The sequence below is a fragment of the Methyloversatilis sp. RAC08 genome (assembly GCF_001713355.1).
GTDB lineage: Bacteria > Pseudomonadota > Gammaproteobacteria > Burkholderiales > Rhodocyclaceae > Methyloversatilis.
The window spans coordinates 2,628,462-2,645,869 of sequence record NZ_CP016448.1; the positions used below are offsets into that span (position 1 = coordinate 2,628,462).

The window sequence follows — 17,408 nt, forward strand, 5'->3', positions numbered from 1 at the left end:
GGCATCACCAGGCCGGTTGCATGCGCACGGATTGGGGAATGTCGTTGCGCTTCACCGGGTGCAGGTAGAGCCGGGCAAAGGTACCGAAAGCCGCCACTGCGCAGGCGCCGCGCTTGACCAGTCCGATCACGCCGCCCTGTGCCTTGGCGCGCTCGTTCGCCTGGGCCAGCGCGAACAGACGCTCGAAACCGGCGCGGAACACGGCGCTGTCGGTATCCAGCGTCAGCGGGAAGACCTGTTTGGAAATTTCCGACGTGATGCGGAAAACTTCGTAATCATAGTTGTCGGCATCCAGACCCATGGCCTGATGCAGTTGCGGCCGCATGTGATCGCGTACGTACATCGTGGCATACACGGCGAGCAGGAAGAACCTGACCCACAGCAGATTGCCGCCGCGCAGCAGGTGCGGATTGGCGCGCATGATAAGCGCGAACGATTCGCCGTGGCGGAATTCGTCGTTGCACCAGCGCTCGAACCACCGGAAGATCGGGTGGAAGCGCAGTTCCGGGTGACGTTCCAGCTGGCGGTAGATCGTGATGTAGCGGGCATAGCCGATCTTCTCCGACAGATAGGTCGCGTAGAAGATGTATTTCGGCTTGAAGTAGGTGTACTTCTTCGTGCGCTTCAGGCCGCCCAGATCGACACCCAGGCCGTAGTCCTTCAGCGACATGTTCAGGAAGTTGGCATGCCGGGCTTCGTCACGTGCCATGTAGGACATCAATTCCTTGATGTCCGGATTTTCGATGTTCTTCTTGATTTCGTTGTACAGCACGCAGCCGGAGAACTCCGACGTGATCGAGCTGATCAGGAAGTCCATGAATTCCTGGTGCAGTTCAGGCGGCAGCTGCTTGATCTGCTCTCCGAAATCTTCCGTGCGCTGGAAGTGGTCGTGATTGTTGTCGCCTTCATACTCGGCCATCATCACGTCCCATTCCGCGCGTACCGGACTGACGTCGATGCGTTCCATCGCCGCGAAGTCCGTCGTGTAGAAGCGCGGGCTGAGCATGGTGCTCACGCGCGCCTTGGCGGTGGATTCCTCGGATACGGCAGCCGCGGCTGGGGTGTGGGTGGCGGTGGTCATTGCGAGGCTCCTGAGGCGTGCATTTCGGGCGACCGGGCAACGTCGAGCAGCTTGACGAAGGCGCCGGCATTGGTCGGGCCGAACGAATCGAGGTCGACGCGACGGCTGGTGGCGGGATCGATCAGGGTCAGTCGGCCATCGGCACGCCCGATCAGCTGGAAGGCCACGTCTGCACCGATGCCCTGACGCTTGCGCTCGCGTGCGAGCCCGCGCAGCGTGCCGCGGATGAAGCCCTGCTCACCGACGATGGATTCGAGCTCGGCGCCGCTTCGGGCATCGATGACGGCAATGCTGCCGTCGGGCCTGTCCTCGAAGCGCAGATCGCGTGTTGCCACGGCGGCGGCATCGGGCACGCTGATGTTCATGCCCGACAGCCTGACCGTGGTGACTGCCAGCAGCACGACCAGCAGCATGGCGCCGATGGCGATGAGCGGGCCGCGTGACAGCGGGTGATGCGAGACAACTTGGGCTTCCATGATCCTGACCTCAGTCGATCGCGAGTTGCGGGGTGCTGCCGTTCAGGCTGCGTGCAGGCTGCGTCGCTTCGCTGCTCGCGCCACGTACCGGCGACGCGGCCGATGCCGCTGATGCAGCCACTTCGCCGGCAGCAGCCATCCATGCAGTTTGCAGCACCTGAGCCACATGGGCGGCGTCCGGCACACAGCACAGCATGGGTTCCGGCTTCGTCACCCGCCACGGACGGGCATGCGGCCACAGGTGCAGCACTGCGATGCGTTCGCTGCCGCCGAGGGTCAGCGGAATGTTGCCGTGACCGTCCTTGTGCAGCTTGAGCCCGGCCGATTCGATGCGCCGCAGCGGCAGGTTGAACGTGAGGCTCAGCACGATGCCCACGCGCATCACGACGCGCTTGTCGGTGATCGTGTAGACGGTGGTGCGCGCCGACAGCCAGGCCAGCAGCGCCAGCGAACCGAGCGCGAACACCACCAGCGGCAGCAGCATGACGACGGCCATCACCGCATCGCCGACACTGCCTTCGCCGGACAGGATGAAGCCGGCTCGCAGGATCAGGATGGCGGTGAAGTAGCCGGTGAGCGCCGGCAGATGGAAGCGCTCGCGCGCCATGCGCTTCCAGTCCGGCGCGCCCTGCCACAGCACCCGTTCATCCTGCGGCAGCCGTTCCGGCAGCCCGAGCTGCGGTTCGAACTCGTGTTCGTGCCCGGTGTTGGGCACGGCCTTGAGCGTGCTCACAGCCAGGGCTCCTTGCGGCTGGCTTCGGCGTAAAGCGTGCCGCCGCCGTAGTAGGCCATGACCTTTTCTTCCTCGAGGAAGGTGATCTGATCGGGCGATGCAAGACTGGGCACGCTGGAGAACTGGTGACCCAGGATGGACGCCACCTTGACCTGGCGGGCGCCGATGCGGCTGAAGTTCATCGGCAGCATCACGCGACGCGTGCCTCCTCCGACCGGCACGTCAAGTTCGAGGTAACGGAACATCGCTTCCGAACGGTCGACCCACAGGTCGCGCACCACGCCGCCCACCTTGCCGTCGGCACCGACCACCGGGAGGCCGCGCGGATCGGTGTCCTGATGCGCGACGCCGTAGGCGGTGTCGGCACGCAGCGGCACGATGCGCAGGCGACCGTCGTAGGTCACGTCAGGAATGTCGGCCCGGTCTGCATACGCACCCGGCCCGACGCCATCGAGCATCGGATTGCCGGTCGGATTCAGCGGCGCACCCGGGAACTTGGCACTCGGCACCGCCTTCAGCGTCTGCGGTGACACGGCGAAGTTCGGGGCGGTGACGGTACGGCCATCCTGCAGCTTGTAGGTCTTCGGATCCGGAATCGCCGGGAAGCCCTGCACCTTGATGCTGCCCGAACGATCGGATTCAAGCGGGTAGCCTTCCCGCTTGCTCTCCTGGTGCAGGTAATAGATCAGGCCGGCGAAAAAGGCCCAGAACACGTAGAGCGTGATCTGCGCGACGTCGATGTATGCAGTGATGGCACCAGTACCCATTTTGATCTCCCTCTTGGAATGACGATTAGCCGGGAAACTCGGCCAGTCCGAACTTCGTGCTGCTTGGTGTGGATGAATGATGCGCAGAGCGGACCAGAGGGCCGATCGCGATCAGGCTTGCGAACAACATGTAAATCTCGCAGTGGTAAACGAAGCTGTAGCCGGTCGCCGGACTGCTCAGCGCGGAACCGAGCGCGCCCGACGTGGCCAGTCCCGATACGACGTCGCGCAGTGCGCCGCCCAGTGCAATTGCCAGACCGGTACTGGTGGCATGCACGGCGCCCCAGGCGCCGAGTGCGAGCCCGTGCAGGCCGCCACTTTCCAGCCCCATGGCGGCAGTCAGCGTGCCGACCGAGAACAGCCCGCCGCCGAAGCCGATCAGCGCCACGCCGACGCGGAACAGCGGCACCGAATGCAGCGGTTCGGCGAACACGACGGCCGAAAAGGCGATGATGCCGGTGAGCGCGCCAAGTGCCGCCAGCCGGTAGGGATCGAAGCCGCGCGCCAGCACGCGCGCGGCCAGTGCAAAGGCAGCGATCGCGCCGAGCGCCATCATGGCGGTCAGCGACGTGGTGGCACCGACGCCCATGCCGAGGATTTCGCCGCCGTAGGGTTCGAGAATGATGTCCTGCATGCTGAAGGCCGCGCTGCCCAGGCCGACCGCGCACAGGTAGCGCGTGGCGCGGGCATGCTGCGAAAAGCTGCGCCATACGTCGCGGAACGGCAGTCGCGGCGTCTGCTGCGCCTGTGTGCGCATGCCGCGCGGTTCCTGCTTCCACAGCGCGATGACGTTCAGCACCATCGTGAGCATGGCCGAACCCTGCACTACCTGGATCAGTTTCAGCTGCGTGAAGTCGGCCAGCAGCAGGCCGAACACGATGCCGCTGACCACCATGCCGACCAGCAGCATCAGGTACATCATGGCCACCACACGCGGCCGGTTCGCCGGCGCAGCGAGGTCGGTGGCCAGTGCAAGACCTGCGGTCTGCGCGGTCTGCATGCCGGCACCGACCATCAGGAAGGCCAGTGCGGCGCCGGCCTGACCGATCCATGCCGGCCCCTGGGTATCGCCGGACAGCAGGATGAGCGAGAACGGCATGATGGCCAGACCGCCGAACTGGATCAGCGAACCCATCCAGATATAGGGCACGCGCTTCCAGCCCAGCACTGAACGATGCGTGTCCGAGCGGTAGCCGATCAGCGCACGGAAGGGGGCGAACAGCAGCGGCAGCGCCACCATCAGCGCGACCAGCCAGGCGGCCATGCCCATCTCGACGATCATCACGCGGTTCAGCGTGCCGATCAGCAGCACGGTGGCCATGCCGACCGACACCTGGAACAGCGACAGACGCAGCAGACGCCCGAGCGGCAGCTCTGCGGTCGCCACATCGGCGAACGGCAAGAAGCGCGTGCCCACCCCCGTCCACAGCTTTGCAGCGCGGTCGTTGAGCGAGCGGGCGGACAGCGTTTTCATCTGCGGCACAGCTCCAGCGCCTTCGATTTGTAGAAGCCGCTCGACACGTGCTGCGAACGGCCGATGGCCATGCAGTCGAGTGCCGGCTCTTCGTCGATCAGCCGGTGCAGCAGCGTTTCGCGCACCGGTTCGATCGATGGTGCGCGATCACCGCGCGGGAAGAACTTGCCGATGAAGCGCATCGCTTCGAGCGCATGCGTGCTCGGCGGAAAGGTGAACTGGATCGAATGTTCGGTGCGCGCAGCGAGCCCGGACAGCACGCGCACGGCGTCGTCGGCCCGGTAGTGGATCAGCGAATCCATCGCGACCACGTGGTCGAACCAGCCCAGCGCCGGGTCCAGCATGTCGCCCGAACGGAAGTCGATCTCGCCACCGTTGAGGTCTTCAGGCATGCGTTCGCGCGCCAGCTGCACCAGCGTGGGCGACAGGTCGATGGCCACCACATGCGCGCCGCGCCGTGCCGCCTCGACCGCCAGTGCACCGGTGCCGCAGCCGGCGTCCAGCACCTTGCGGCCACGCAGATCCTGCGGCAGCCAGTCGAGCAGTGTTGCGCGCATGCGGTCGCGTCCGGCGCGTACCGTTGCCCGCACGCGGCCCACCGGCGCGTCCGAGGTCAGACGTTTCCAGGCGTCGACTGCGGTGCGGTCGAAGTAGGTCTGGATCTGGCCGCGGCGATCAATGTATGAGCTGTTCATGGTGTCATCGGTCCCGTTCGAAAACTCAGTCAAAACCGAGCAGGTCGAAAATGTCGCGGTCCTTCATCGGCTCCGCGATCAGCGGATCGGTGCCGGCCCACAGCGAGGCGGCCAGCCGCAGATACTCCTGCTGCACTTCGAGCACTTCCGGGCTGTCGTCCATTTCGAACAGCGTCGATTTCTTCAGGCGACTGCGGCGGATGACGTCGAGGTCGCGGAACTGCGCCATCGTCTTCAGGCCGACCCGTTCGTTGAAACGGTCGATCTGGTCGGTGGCGGCGCTGCGGTTTGCAATGACGCCGCCCAGACGCACCTTGTAGTTCTTCGACTTGGCCTGGATGGCGGCCACGATGCGGTTCATCGCGAAGATGGAATCGAAGTCGTTGGCGGTGACGATGAGGGCACGATCGGCATGCTGCAGCGGGGCAGCGAAGCCGCCGCACACCACGTCGCCCAGCACGTCGAAGATGACCACGTCGGTGTCTTCGAGCAGGTGATGTTCCTTCAGCAGCTTGACCGTCTGGCCGACCACATAGCCGCCGCAGCCGGTACCGGCAGGCGGGCCGCCTGCCTCGACGCACATCACGCCGTTGTAGCCGGGGAACACGAAGTCTTCGGTGCGCAGTTCTTCCGAATGGAAGTCGACCGTTTCGAGGATGTCGATCACCGTCGGCACCAGACACTTGGTCAGGGTGAAGGTCGAATCGTGCTTCGGGTCGCAGCCGATCTGCAGCACGCGCTTGCCGAGCTTGGAAAAGGCGACCGACAGATTGGATGACGTCGTGCTCTTGCCGATGCCGCCCTTGCCGTACACCGCGAAAACCTTTGCGGTACCGAGCTTCAGCGAAGGGTCGAGGTGGACCTGCACGCTGCCCTCTCCGTCATTGCGCGACGAGCCCGGGTTGCGCGTCTTCAGCGCAGACAGCGGGACGTGGGTGGTGGTGACTGTGTTCACTCTGAGACCTCGGGTGTGTCCGCACGGGCGGACGGGGGTGTATGCATCTTCATGCGCCTATGGGCTGGAATACGCCCTCCAGGCGGTCTTCCAGTTCTTCGCCAGCTGCCCGCAGCTTGGCCAGCATGGCCGCGTCGGGTTGCCAGTAGTCGCGGTCGTGGGCTTCGATCAGGCGATTGGCGAGCTTGGCGGCAGCGGTCGGATTCAGGCTGGCGAGCCGGTTGCGCATGCCGTCGTCGAGCACGAAGGTCTGTGTCAGTTGCTGATAGACCCACGGGGCAACCTGACCCGTCGTGGCCGACCAGCCCATGGTGTTGGTGATGTGGGTTTCGATCTGGCGCACGCCTTCGTAGCCGTGCGCGAGCATGCCCTCGTACCACTTCGGGTTGAGCATGCGGGTGCGTGTTTCCAGCGCCACCTGCTCCTGCAGCGAGCGCACGGCGCCGTCACCCTTGGTCTGGTCGCCGATGTAGACCGGCGGCGTATGGCCGTTGCGCGCCACCTTGACCGCCTGCGTGATGCCGCCCAGCGTGTCGAAGTAGTTGTCGACCGTGGTGACGCCGAGTTCGACCGAATCGAGATTCTGGTAGGTCAGCTGCACATTGGCGAGCGCGCTCTGCAGCAGTGCGGTCTGCTGCGAGGCGCGGCCGGTGCGGCCGTAGGCGAAGCCCTTGCGGCGCGTGTAGGTTTCGGCGATCTCGTCTTCGTCCGACCAGCGGCTGCTTTCCACCAGGTTGTTCACGTTCGAGCCGTAGGCGCCTTCGGCATTGCCATAGACGCGCAGCGCGGCGATCTCCAGCGTGCAGCCGTGTTCCTGCTGATACGCCAGCGCGTGCCGGCGGATCCAGTTCATCTCCAGCGGCTCGTCGGCGGCGGCGGCAAGCCATGCCGCTTCGGCCAGCAGCTTGATCTGCAGCGGCATCAGGTCGCGGAAGATGCCGGACAGCGTGATCACCACATCGACGCGCGGGCGCCCCAGTTCTTCCAGCGGGATCAGCGTGGCACCGGCGATGCGGCCGTAGCTGTCGAAGCGCGGCAACGCACCCATCAGGGCGAGTGCCTGGGCGATCGGCGCGCCCTCGTTCTTCAGGTTGTCGCTGCCCCACATGACCATGGCGATCGATTCCGGCAGCGGGAAGCCATCTTCGGTGTAGCGGTCGAGCAGGCGCTGCGCCTGGGCGGCACCGTCCTTCACCGCGAAGGCGCTCGGGATGCGGAACGGGTCGAAGCCGTGAATGTTGCGGCCGGTCGGCAGCACGGCCGGCGTGCGCAGGATGTCTCCGCCCGGTGCGGGACGGATGTAGCGCCCGTCGAGCGCCTGCAGCATCGCAGCCACTTCGGTGTCTTCGGCCAGCTTGCCGTTGATGTCGACAAGTTCGTTGAACAGTTCGACCGTGCTGTCGTCGCGCGGCAGTCCTGACAGCTTGAGCACGCGGTCGATGCTCAGGCCTGCCACCAGTGCCTCGATCGCGGTGCGTTCCAGCTGCTGTCCGTGCGAGGCATCGGCCATCGACAGCAGCATGTCGACGCGTTCCGCTTCCGACGGTGCGCGCCCGGCCACGTGAAGGCCGTGCGGGATGAGCGTGTATTCCAGCTCGAGCATCTGCTCGGCCAGCTTCATCACGCGGGCGTCGGTACCGCCGGCGGGCGAAATGTCCCACAGCGGCTCGGCGGCGGTGAGATCGAGTGCGGAGGCCTGCGCCTGCAGCACGACTGCGAGGTCAGCGCGCTCCGGCGATTCCGGTTCCATCGTGCGCCAGCGCTCGATCGACATCTTCAGTTCGTTCAGGCCCTTGTACAGCCCGGCCTGTGCGATCGGCGGCGTGAGGTAGCTGATCAGCGTGGCGCCGCAGCGGCGCTTGGCGATCGCGCCTTCCGACGGATTGTTGGAGGCATACAGATAGACGTTCGGCATGTCGCCGATCAGCCGGTCCGGCCAGCAGTTGCCGCCCATGCCGCTCTGCTTGCCCGGCATGAATTCGAGTGCACCATGGGTGCCAAAGTGCAGCACGGCGTGTGCCTTGAAGTCTTCCCGCAGGTAGCGGTAGAACGCCGAGAAGGCGTGCGTTGGCGTCAGACCCTTTTCGAACAGCAGTCGCATCGGGTCACCTTCGTAACCGAAAGCCGGCTGCACCGCGATCAGGATGTTGCCGAACTGCTTGCCCAGCACCAGGATGGAACTGCCGTTGCTCAGTTGCTTGCCGGGTGCCGGGCCCCACTGCGCCTCGATTTCCTTCAGCCACGGTTCGCGCCGCACGTGGTCTTCGGCGCTGATGAGCGTATGCACATTGGCGTCTGCACCGTACTTCGATGCGTTGCCGAACAGCACGCCGTCGCGCAGCGCATCGATGCTGTCGGGCAGGTCGACCTGATACCCCTGCTGCTTCATCCCGGTCAGGGTGTGGAACATCGATTCGAACACCGACAGATAGGCGGCGGTGCCGACACTTCCCGCATTCGGCGGGAAGTTGAAGATGACGATGGCGACCTTGCGGTGGGCGCGCTCGCTGCGCTTGAGCGCCACCAGCTTGTCGACCCGCGCGGCCAGTGTCTGGGCGCGCTCGGGGCAGCTGTGCATGTCCTGCTTGTTGTCCGCCGCGGTGAAGGTGCAGGCGTGATGGCAGCCGGCGCAGGTGACGCCGGGCGCGCCCGGGCGGCCGCCGAACACCATCGGGCTGGTCGCGCCGTCGAGTTCCGGGATGGCGACCATGATGGTGCTTTCGACCGGCAGCAGGCCACGATCCGACTCGCCCCACTGATCCAGTGTCTGGAACTCGACCGGGTGCGCCGCGACATACGGCACGTCAAGCTGCGCGAGAATTTCCTCGGCCGCCTTGGCATCGTTGTAGGCGGGGCCGCCGACCAGCGAGAAGCCGGTCAGCGACACGACCGCATCGACGATGCTGTGGCCGTCCTTCAGGAAGAACTGGTCGATGGCCGGACGCGAATCGAGCCCGGCGGCGAAGGCCGGTACGACGCGCAGGCCGCGTGCTTCGAGCGCGGCGATCACGCCGTCGTAGTGACCGGCATTGCCCGACAGCAGGTAGGAGCGCAGCACGAGCACGCCGACCGTGCCGCGCAGCTCGCGACCGATCGGGTCGGGCAGCGCGGACGCCTCGTAGGCAAAGCGACCCGGCATGCGCGGGTGATAGACGCCGACTTCCGGGTATTCGATCGGCGGCTGCACCTTGATCTTGCCGCGCAGCTCCTTGCGCGGGCCGTCGGCTCCGCGGTCGACGACGTGGCGCAGCAGGTTCAGTACGTTCTCGTCCGAGCCGCCGAGCCAGTATTGCAGCGTGACGAAGTAGGCGCGCACGTCCTGCGCGGTGCCGGGAATGAAGCGCAGCATCTGCGGAATGCGGCGCAGCGTCTTCATCTGGGCCGCACCGCCGGTGGCGGTCTTGCTCTTGTTGCCGCGCAGCCGCTTGAGCAGCGCCATCGGGCCGCTGGCCGGCTTGTCCATGTCGAACTGGCCGAGGCGGGTCAGCTTCACGACTTCGCTGGCCGACGCCATGCAGATCATGGCGTCGCAGTTGTCGCGGCGCGCGCGCAGGTCGTCGAGGATGGGCAGGAAGTGATCTTCCAGGAACAGCATGCCGCAGACAATGATGTCCGCGCTGGCGATGTCTGCCTTGACGCGGGCGATCGCCGACTCGTTGCCGGCGTATTCCGATGCGGCGTGCAGGCTCACGGTCAGACCCGGAAACTCGCGCGACAGGCGCGGCCGGGCGCGTTCGACCGCGCTCGCAAGATGGGTGTCCATCGTGACGATAACGATGCTGACGGGCTGATGGGTGATCGCCGAAGCCGCGCTCGTGTCTACGGCACGCTTTCTCAGCATCGAGGGAAGTCCGATGGAGGTCATGCTTCGATCACCCTGTCGTGGCGTGCGGCGGACACGAATTCAGCGTCCATAGTGAGCTTTGGCATCGTAGAGCGTCTCCACCGTGATCGTTGCCAGCCCGTGTTCGCGTGCGAAGGCTTCGGTATTGCGTTTGGCCTTGCCGCGCACGAAGAAAGGAATCTTTTTCAGCTCGCGTTCCCCGTCCTCACTCCAGATCGGCTCGCCCGAGGCGGCGATGACGGGTTCGGGTGTCGCAACCGCAGCCGCAACCGGTTCGACGGGGGCGACGGCATCAGGTGCTGCCGCGTGCCGTGCATCGCGGGCGACGGCCGGCAGATGGGACGCCGCGGCATCGTCGTGGAACTCGAAGTCATCGCGGAACATCTGCAGCAGATGCTCTTCAAGACCCATCACCAGCGGATGGACCCAGGTGTCGAAAATGACGTTGGCGCCTTCGAAGCCGTACACCGGGCTGTAGCGCGCCGGTACGTCCTGCACGTGGATCGGGATCGAAATTACCGCGCACGCCACGCCGAGGCGTTTGGCGATGTGGCGTTCCATCTGGGTGCCGAGCACCAGTTCCGGTGCCGCGGCACCGATGGCCTGTTCCACTTCCAGGTAGTCATCGCTGATCAGCGCTTCGACATCGTAGAGTTTCGCGGCATCGCGCACGTCGCGTGCGAATTCGCGGCTGTAGGTGCCCAGGCCGACGACCGTGAAGCCCATTTCTTCCTTGGCGATGCGTGCGGCGGCGATGGCGTGTGTGGCATCGCCGAAGATGAACACGCGCTTGCCGGTCAGGTAGGTCGAATCGACCGAGCGTGCATACCAGGGCATGCGCGACAGCGAGGATGAAAAGCCGGCAACGCCAGGCTGTTCGGCAGCCAGCAAGGCCGATGCGTCTATGCCCGCCAGTTGCGCGACTTCGGCGATGAAGTCGCGCGTGGCGCCGACGCCCATCGGAATGGCGCGGGTGGCCGGCATGCCGAAATTGCGCTGCAGCCACGAAGCCGTCGTGCGCGACACTTCGGGGTAGAGGTCGATGTTGAAGTCGGCTTCGGGCAGGCGCCGGATGTCGTCCGGCGATGCACCGAGTGGCGCGATGACATTGACGTCGATGCCCAGCAGGTCGAGCAGACGGCGGATTTCCTGCACGTCGTCGCGGCAGCGGAAGCCGAGCACCGTCGGGCCGAGCAGGTTTGCGCGCGGGCGGCGACCTTCGGCGCGTGCCGGAAGCGGCGTACCCGGCGGCGGCACCTGATCGGCGAGCAGCGCGCGGACCACGTGATAGAAGGTTTCGGCTGCGCCCCAGTTTTCCTTCTTCGAATATGACGGCAGTTCGAGCGGGATGACCGGGATCGGCAGGTTCATGCCGCAGGCCAGCGAGCCGGATTGATCCTGAATCAGTTCCGCAGTGCATGACTCACCGACCAGCAGCGCCTTGGGTTTGAAGCGTTCATACGCTTCCGCAACGGCGGTCTTGACCAGATCGGCCGTGCTGCCGCCCAGATCACGCGCCTGGAAGGTGGTGTAGGTCACCGGCGGGCGGCGGTCCTGACGCTCGATCATTGTGAACAGCAGGTCGGCGTAGGTGTCGCCCTGCGGGGCGTGCAGCACGTAATGCACGTCGCGCATCGAGGTGGCGATGCGCATGGCGCCCACGTGAGGCGGTCCTTCGTAGGTCCACAAGGTCAGTTGCATCGGTTGCTCCTCAGACCGCCAGCCGCTCGCGGCGAGCGAGCGGGCGTACAAACAGTTCGGCCAGATCGGCGGCCTGGTCGTAGCCGTGGATCGGCGAAAACACCAGTTCGATCGACCATTTGGTGGCCAGGCCTTCGGCTTCCAGCGGATTGGCGAGGCCAAGCCCGCACACCGTCAGGTCGGGGCGGGCGGCGCGCACGCGGTCGAGCTGGCGTTCCAGGTGCTGACCCTCACTGAGCACGACGTCCGGCGGCAGCAGCGCCAGTTCCTCGCTGACCATCTGGCGGTCGAGGTAAGGCGTGCCGACCTCGACCAGTGCCATGCCCATTTCGCGATTCAGGAAGCGCGCGAGCGGAATTTCAAGTTGTGAATCCGGCAGCATGAACAGGCGCTTGCCTGCCAGCTTGGTCCGGTAACGTTCGAGCGCGGCCGTGGCGCGCTTGATCAGCGGCGCTGTGACGGCATCGAACTGCGCGTCGGGCGTCTGCCAGGCACGGGCGGCTGCGCGCAGCCATGCCGTCGTGCCTTCGACGCCGAACGGATAGGGTGCAGCCAGCACGGTGGCGCCGCGCGCGGTGAGCGCGCGTACGGTTTCGCCGTTGAACGGCTGGGCCAGCAGCAGCTGCGTATTCGGGCCGATCGACGGCACATCTTGGGCGCGACGGCCGGGGAAGAAATTCACCGGACCGATGCCCAGCTGTTCGAACTGGCGGCGGAACTGGTCCTCCACCACGTCCGGCAGGCAACCGACGACCAGCAACTGGCGGGCGTCGGTCTGCGGCATGATTGGCACGAAGGCCTTCAACGCATTGTCTTCGCCCTGCGTGAAGGTGGTTTCGATGCCCGAACCCGAGTAGCTGAGCACCCGCACCTGCGGCAGCAGCCGCTCGTTCAGGCGTTCCGCTGCGCGCGCCAGATCCAGCTTGATGACTTCCGACGGGCAGGAGCCGACCAGGAACAGCGCCTTGATCTCCGGCCGGCGTTCCAGCAGCGATATGCACACCCGGTCGAGTTCGTCGTTGGCGTCGGCGATGCCGGCGAGGTCGCGGTCGGTCAGGATGGCGGTGCCGAAGCGGGGTTCGGCGAAGATCATCACGCCGGCAGCCGACTGCACCAGATGGGCGCAGGTGCGCGAGCCGACGACGAGAAAGAAGGCGTCCTGCAGCTTGCGGTGCAGCCACACGATGCCGGTCAGCCCGCAGAACACTTCGCGCTGACCGCGTTCGCGCAGCACGGGCAGGTCGGTGCCGGTCCGCTGGCTGAGTACGACCGGAATATCCTGGAGGTTGCTCATTTGCAGGGCACCAGCTGGTCATCGCCGAAGGCCGCCGCAGACGACTGCTGCAGACGTGCGGCACGCAGTTTCAGGATGAACTGGCCGGCGTTGATGACGTATGTGAAATAGGCGGCGAGGGCGAGCCACATCAGGCCGTTCGGGCCGAGGCTGTCGGTCGCCAGTGCGATCAGGTACCAGGTATGCAGGGCCAGCACCGCAAAGCTGAATACGTCTTCCCAGAAGAACGGGCGGGCGAACAGCCAGACGCCGAACACTTCTTTTTCCCAGATCGATCCGGTGACCATGATCGTGTACAGCAGCACCGTCTTGATCACCACGGAAACCGTCGCCGCCTGCAGCCCCTCGCCGGTCATCAGGAAACGCAGCACCAGCACCAGGCTGATCAGAAAGGCAATGAACTGCACCGGCGCCAGCACGCCCTGGAGCATGGTCCAGGGCGATGCATCGCGGCGGCGGCGTTCTTCTGCCGTGTAAAGCGGAGGCTGCGGTCTGGCCTGCTGCGGGTGCATCGGTAACGTCTCCTTGGTCTTTCTTCTTTGACTGAAAATCTAGACGTCTGGAGACAGAGTGTCAATATAAATTGACGTACATCATGGTTGACATGCGTAGAGCCCTGCAGCTAAGTTGTCATCACGGGAAGTGCGTGGTCGCCGCAAAGCGTTGATGGCTCTCGATACTGACAAGTAAACTTGACAGTTGCCCTCGCTGCGAACTATCTCTATAAGCTGGTTGCTCTTGTGATTGGTGCCTTTATGGGCTGCGCGCTGGGGTAAGCGCTGTACGAAGTCATAAAAAGCACGGCCGTTCCTTGCTTCCCAGCAGTGCCGCGGGAAGCCTGAGTCGGAGCCGGCACACACAAACACCAAAGGACGAGAGATGGCCGGAAGAGCGCAGGAAGACGCCGGCAAGGCGCGCACGACAGGAGAGTACTGGTCCGACACGGATGCACTTCAGCGAAGCCATCCGCAATCAGGCAATCACAACGGCGGGGAACTTGTGTTCCCGGCGGACGACTGGATGGGTGATCTTGCCCGTACCATCGAAGCCGAAATCATCCCGCGCCTCATGCTCGCGCACGGTGGCGCCGACCCGTCGGCAGCACAGGTCACCTGTGAAATGCGGGCGCCTTCGTCACCGGAAGTGGTCGAGTTCGCGAATCTGGTTCTCGCGCAGGACGCGCGCGTCGCGCGCACGTGGGTAGAGGCGGTACGCGCGCGCGGTGCCTCACCCGAAACGATTTTCCTTGAGTTGCTCGCGCCGGCCGCACGGCGACTCGGGGAATTGTGGGAAGCTGACCTGTGCGATTTCACGCAGGTCACGCTCGGTCTGTGGCGGATTCAGCAGGTGGTGCACGAGCTGGGGCCGAGCTTTCGCTCGGATGCCCCGTTCGCGCCGAATGGCCGTCGGGTGTTACTGTCGGCAGCACCGGGTGACCAGCACACGCTGGGCCTGTTGATGGTTGGCGAATTTTTCCGCAACAGCGGCTGGGAAGTCTGTGCCGAAGCATCCGGCCGCAGCCTCGATCTGGTGCTGGCGGCGCAGAACGAGTGGTTCGATGTGCTGGGGTTTTCGGTCGGCAGCGAAGCACGCATTGAACCGCTTAAGCGGCTGATCGAGGCCGTGCGTCTGGCGTCCCGCAATCGCGACCTGATCGTTATGGTGGGCGGCCCCATCTTTGTCGAACACCCGGAGTGGGTGTCACTGGTCGGTGCGGACGCGACCGCAAGTGACGCAAAAGACGCTGTGCGGCGCGCTGACGCCATGGTGCCGCTGCGATGTACGCAGGGCTGAATTGGTTTGACGAGGTGAACGATTGGGATCGGAGCAGGAGCGCAGTGAGTTTTCCAGAATCGACGGGAAGTGGGGGGCTGCCAACGTGAAGCCGTTCGAATCGCCCCTTCTTTCTTTCGGAGGCGTCGATGCCAACTCCACAGCAAGACTCATCGCCGCCGCGTCGGATCTGGCGCTGGTGGTGGACAAGCAGGGCATCATCCGCGATGTAGCCTTCGGCAACGACGAACTGGTGCCCGATGGGTACGAGGGCTGGGTCGGCCGACGCTGGACCGACATCGTGACGGTCGAAAGTCGCGCCAAGGTCGAGGCGCTGCTGATCGACGCTTCGGCCGAGGCAGCCCAGAAGTGGCGGCACGTGAATCACCCTGTGTCCGGCGGCATCGACATGCCGGTGCTGTATTCGGCCATCAAGGTCGGCCACGAAGGCCGGGTTGTCGCGTTCGGCCGCGACCTGCGGTCCCTGTCGTCACTGCAGCAGCGGCTGGTCGATGCGCAACAGTCGATCGAGCGTGACTACGCCAAGCTGCGGCAACTGGAAACCCGCTATCGCCTGCTGTTCCAGATGACCTCGGAAGCGGTGCTGATCGTCGAGGCCGGCAGTCAGCGCGTCATGGAAGCCAATCCGGCAGCGCTCAGGCTGCTCGGTCCGTCTCCGAAGGCGCTTGTCGGTCGCACCTTCCCGGAAGGTTTCGACGAAGCAGGCATGCAGTCGGTACAGGATCTTCTGGCCAGTGTGCGCGCGGCCGGTCGCGCTGACGACGTTCGCGTGCGGCTCGCGGACGACGGGCGCGAGCTGCAGGTTGCCGCATCGCTGGTCAGGCAGGACAACGCTGCGCTTTTTCTCGTGCGCCTGTCGCAACGTGCCGTCGAACACACGACCTCAGGCCTTCATCAGGCCCTGCTGGACGTGATGGAGCACGTCCCGGATGGCTTTGTACTGACGGACGAATCGGGCCGCATCCTGACCGCCAACCACGCCTTTCTCGATCTGTCCCAGCTGGCTTCGGTCGAGCAGGCGCGTGGCGAGCCGCTCGAACGCTGGCTGGGTCGCCCCGGCGTGGACTTCAAGGTATTGATGGTCAACCTGCGCCAGCACGGCTCGGTCAGGCTTTTTTCCACCCTGGTTCGCGGCGAACATGGTTCGGATGTGGAAGTCGAGATTTCTGCCGTGTCGGTCCCGCATGGCGAAACGCCCTGTCTTGGCTTCACGGTGCGTGGCATCAGCAGGCGGATCGAGGCCGATCCGCGCCTGGGTCGCGAACTGCCCAGGTCGGTCGAACAGCTGACCGGACTGGTCGGCCGTGTATCGCTGAAGGAGCTGGTGCGCGAATCGACCGACCTTATCGAGAAGCTGTGCATCGAGGCGGCGCTCGAACTGACGCACGACAACCGCGCATCGGCGGCTGAAATGCTCGGCCTGAGCCGGCAAAGTCTGTACGTGAAACTGCGCCGCTACAGCATCGGCGATCTCAACGCCGAGCACGAAGACATCGAAACGGAAGATTAGGGTCCGTGGACTGCAGGTCGGAGGTCCGTGCTGCGCGACCTGTCGACACGAGCACTCCGGACTTCGTCGCGCCCGGGCCTTGGCGTGCGTACGGAAAATGCGGTTCGCGAACGGAAGCCGAGAGACCGTAAGTCAATCTAGGCTGACACTGTAGTGTAAGTTTGTCTTGACGCATTGGGGCGTCGAGCCTACTGTTACTGCATGAGTCGCCCATCCCTATCCGTCGTCGCCGAGTTCCTCAAGCCCATCACGTGGTTTCCGCCGATGTGGGCTTTCGGTTGCGGTGTCGTTGCCTCCGGATTGCCCGCTTCCGAGCGCTGGCAGGTGGTCGTGATCGGCATCCTGCTGGCCGGGCCGCTGGTCTGCGCCACCAGTCAGGCGGTCAATGACTGGTTCGACCGCCACGTCGACGCCATCAACGAACCCAACCGCCCGATACCGTCCGGTCGCATGCCCGGCTACTGGGGGCTGTACATCGCCATCGGCTGGACCGTGCTGTCGCTGCTGGTCGCGGCGACGCTGGGTGTATGGGGTTTCGGCGCTGCAGTGATCGGCCTGCTGCTGGCCTGGGCCTACAGTGCGCCGCCATTCCGTCTGAAACAGAACGGCTGGTGGGGCAATACCGCTTGTGCCATCTGTTACGAGGGGCTGGCCTGGGTCACCGGTGCAGCCGTGATGGCCGGCGGCGCCATGCCGGACATGCGCAGCCTGCTGCTGGCCGGTCTGTACAGCGCGGGTGCCCACGGCATCATGACGCTGAACGATTTCAAGTCGGTCGAGGGCGATACCCGCATGGGCATCGGTTCGCTGCCGGTCAAGCTCGGTGTTGTGAACGCCGGACGCGTCGCCTGTGTGGTCATGGTGGTGCCGCAACTGTTCGTCGTTGCCCTGCTGTCCCACTGGGGTGCCATGGGCCACGCGATGGTGGTCGGTCTGCTGCTGGCGATACAGGTGATGCTGATGGTGCGCCTGCTCGACAGTCCGCGCGAACTCGCTCCCTGGTACAACGGAACCGGCATCACGCTGTATGTGACCGGCATGCTGGTCAGCGCGTTTGCGCTGCGCGCGGTCGCGGAGGTCTGAC

General features: G+C 65.0%; 14 protein-coding genes. 3 read left to right on the top strand and 11 right to left on the bottom strand.

Annotated features, from left to right (window positions below; translation table 11 throughout):
- Positions 1 to 4: 4 nt before the first annotated feature.
- From acsF to bchF, 11 genes are all read right to left on the bottom strand, one after another.
- Positions 5 to 1,081, bottom strand: a complete 1,077-nt coding sequence (acsF, locus tag BSY238_RS12165) for a magnesium-protoporphyrin IX monomethyl ester (oxidative) cyclase (protein WP_069039372.1) — start codon at positions 1,079 to 1,081, stop codon at positions 5 to 7.
- The gene (gene puhC / locus BSY238_RS12170; protein ID WP_069039373.1) at positions 1,078 to 1,557 is read right to left on the bottom strand and encodes a photosynthetic complex assembly protein PuhC; all 480 of its coding nucleotides are present in this window, start codon (positions 1,555 to 1,557) and stop codon (positions 1,078 to 1,080) included. The genes acsF and puhC overlap by 4 nt, the downstream gene beginning before the upstream one ends.
- Positions 1,558 to 1,567: 10 nt before the next feature.
- Positions 1,568 to 2,290 (bottom strand): photosynthetic complex putative assembly protein PuhB, encoded by a 723-nt coding sequence (gene puhB / locus BSY238_RS12175; protein ID WP_083224039.1) that lies wholly within the window; start codon positions 2,288 to 2,290, stop codon positions 1,568 to 1,570.
- Positions 2,287 to 3,057 (bottom strand): photosynthetic reaction center subunit H, encoded by a 771-nt coding sequence (puhA, locus tag BSY238_RS12180; RefSeq protein WP_069039374.1) that lies wholly within the window; start codon positions 3,055 to 3,057, stop codon positions 2,287 to 2,289. The genes puhB and puhA overlap by 4 nt, the downstream gene beginning before the upstream one ends.
- A gap of 25 nt (positions 3,058 to 3,082) precedes the next feature.
- On the bottom strand, positions 3,083 to 4,531 hold the full coding sequence (locus BSY238_RS12185) for a BCD family MFS transporter (protein ID WP_069039375.1): 1,449 nt from the start codon (positions 4,529 to 4,531) through the stop codon (positions 3,083 to 3,085).
- Positions 4,528 to 5,226, bottom strand: a complete 699-nt coding sequence (gene bchM, locus BSY238_RS12190; RefSeq protein ID WP_069039376.1) for a magnesium protoporphyrin IX methyltransferase — start codon at positions 5,224 to 5,226, stop codon at positions 4,528 to 4,530. The genes BSY238_RS12185 and bchM overlap by 4 nt, the downstream gene beginning before the upstream one ends.
- 25 nt (positions 5,227 to 5,251) lie before the next feature.
- Positions 5,252 to 6,181 (bottom strand): ferredoxin:protochlorophyllide reductase (ATP-dependent) iron-sulfur ATP-binding protein, encoded by a 930-nt coding sequence (bchL, locus tag BSY238_RS12195; protein ID WP_223300118.1) that lies wholly within the window; start codon positions 6,179 to 6,181, stop codon positions 5,252 to 5,254.
- A gap of 49 nt (positions 6,182 to 6,230) precedes the next feature.
- A complete protein-coding gene (locus BSY238_RS12200; RefSeq protein ID WP_069039377.1) occupies positions 6,231 to 10,022 on the bottom strand; it encodes a magnesium chelatase subunit H in 3,792 nt (1,263 codons plus the stop codon).
- A 63-nt stretch (positions 10,023 to 10,085) separates the two neighbouring features.
- Positions 10,086 to 11,726, bottom strand: coding sequence for a ferredoxin:protochlorophyllide reductase (ATP-dependent) subunit B (bchB, locus tag BSY238_RS12205; RefSeq protein WP_069039378.1), 1,641 nt, complete (start codon positions 11,724 to 11,726; stop codon positions 10,086 to 10,088).
- 10 nt (positions 11,727 to 11,736) lie between these two features.
- On the bottom strand, positions 11,737 to 13,020 hold the full coding sequence (locus tag BSY238_RS12210; protein ID WP_069039379.1) for a ferredoxin:protochlorophyllide reductase (ATP-dependent) subunit N: 1,284 nt from the start codon (positions 13,018 to 13,020) through the stop codon (positions 11,737 to 11,739).
- Positions 13,017 to 13,532 carry a 2-vinyl bacteriochlorophyllide hydratase gene (gene bchF, locus BSY238_RS12215; protein ID WP_069039380.1) on the bottom strand — a complete coding sequence of 172 codons (516 nt, stop codon included), beginning with the start codon at positions 13,530 to 13,532 and terminating at the stop codon, positions 13,017 to 13,019. The genes BSY238_RS12210 and bchF overlap by 4 nt, the downstream gene beginning before the upstream one ends.
- Positions 13,533 to 14,040: 508 nt before the next feature.
- Between bchF and BSY238_RS12220 the strand changes: the two genes are divergently transcribed.
- From BSY238_RS12220 to chlG, 3 genes are all read left to right on the top strand, one after another.
- On the top strand, positions 14,041 to 14,814 hold the full coding sequence (locus BSY238_RS12220; RefSeq protein ID WP_190295016.1) for a cobalamin B12-binding domain-containing protein: 774 nt from the start codon (positions 14,041 to 14,043) through the stop codon (positions 14,812 to 14,814).
- Between the two features lie 85 nt (positions 14,815 to 14,899).
- Positions 14,900 to 16,324, top strand: a complete 1,425-nt coding sequence (ppsR, locus tag BSY238_RS12225; RefSeq protein WP_069039382.1) for a transcriptional regulator PpsR — start codon at positions 14,900 to 14,902, stop codon at positions 16,322 to 16,324.
- A gap of 201 nt (positions 16,325 to 16,525) precedes the next feature.
- Positions 16,526 to 17,407, top strand: a complete 882-nt coding sequence (gene chlG / locus BSY238_RS12230; protein WP_083224040.1) for a chlorophyll synthase ChlG — start codon at positions 16,526 to 16,528, stop codon at positions 17,405 to 17,407.
- Position 17,408 lies beyond the last annotated feature (1 nt).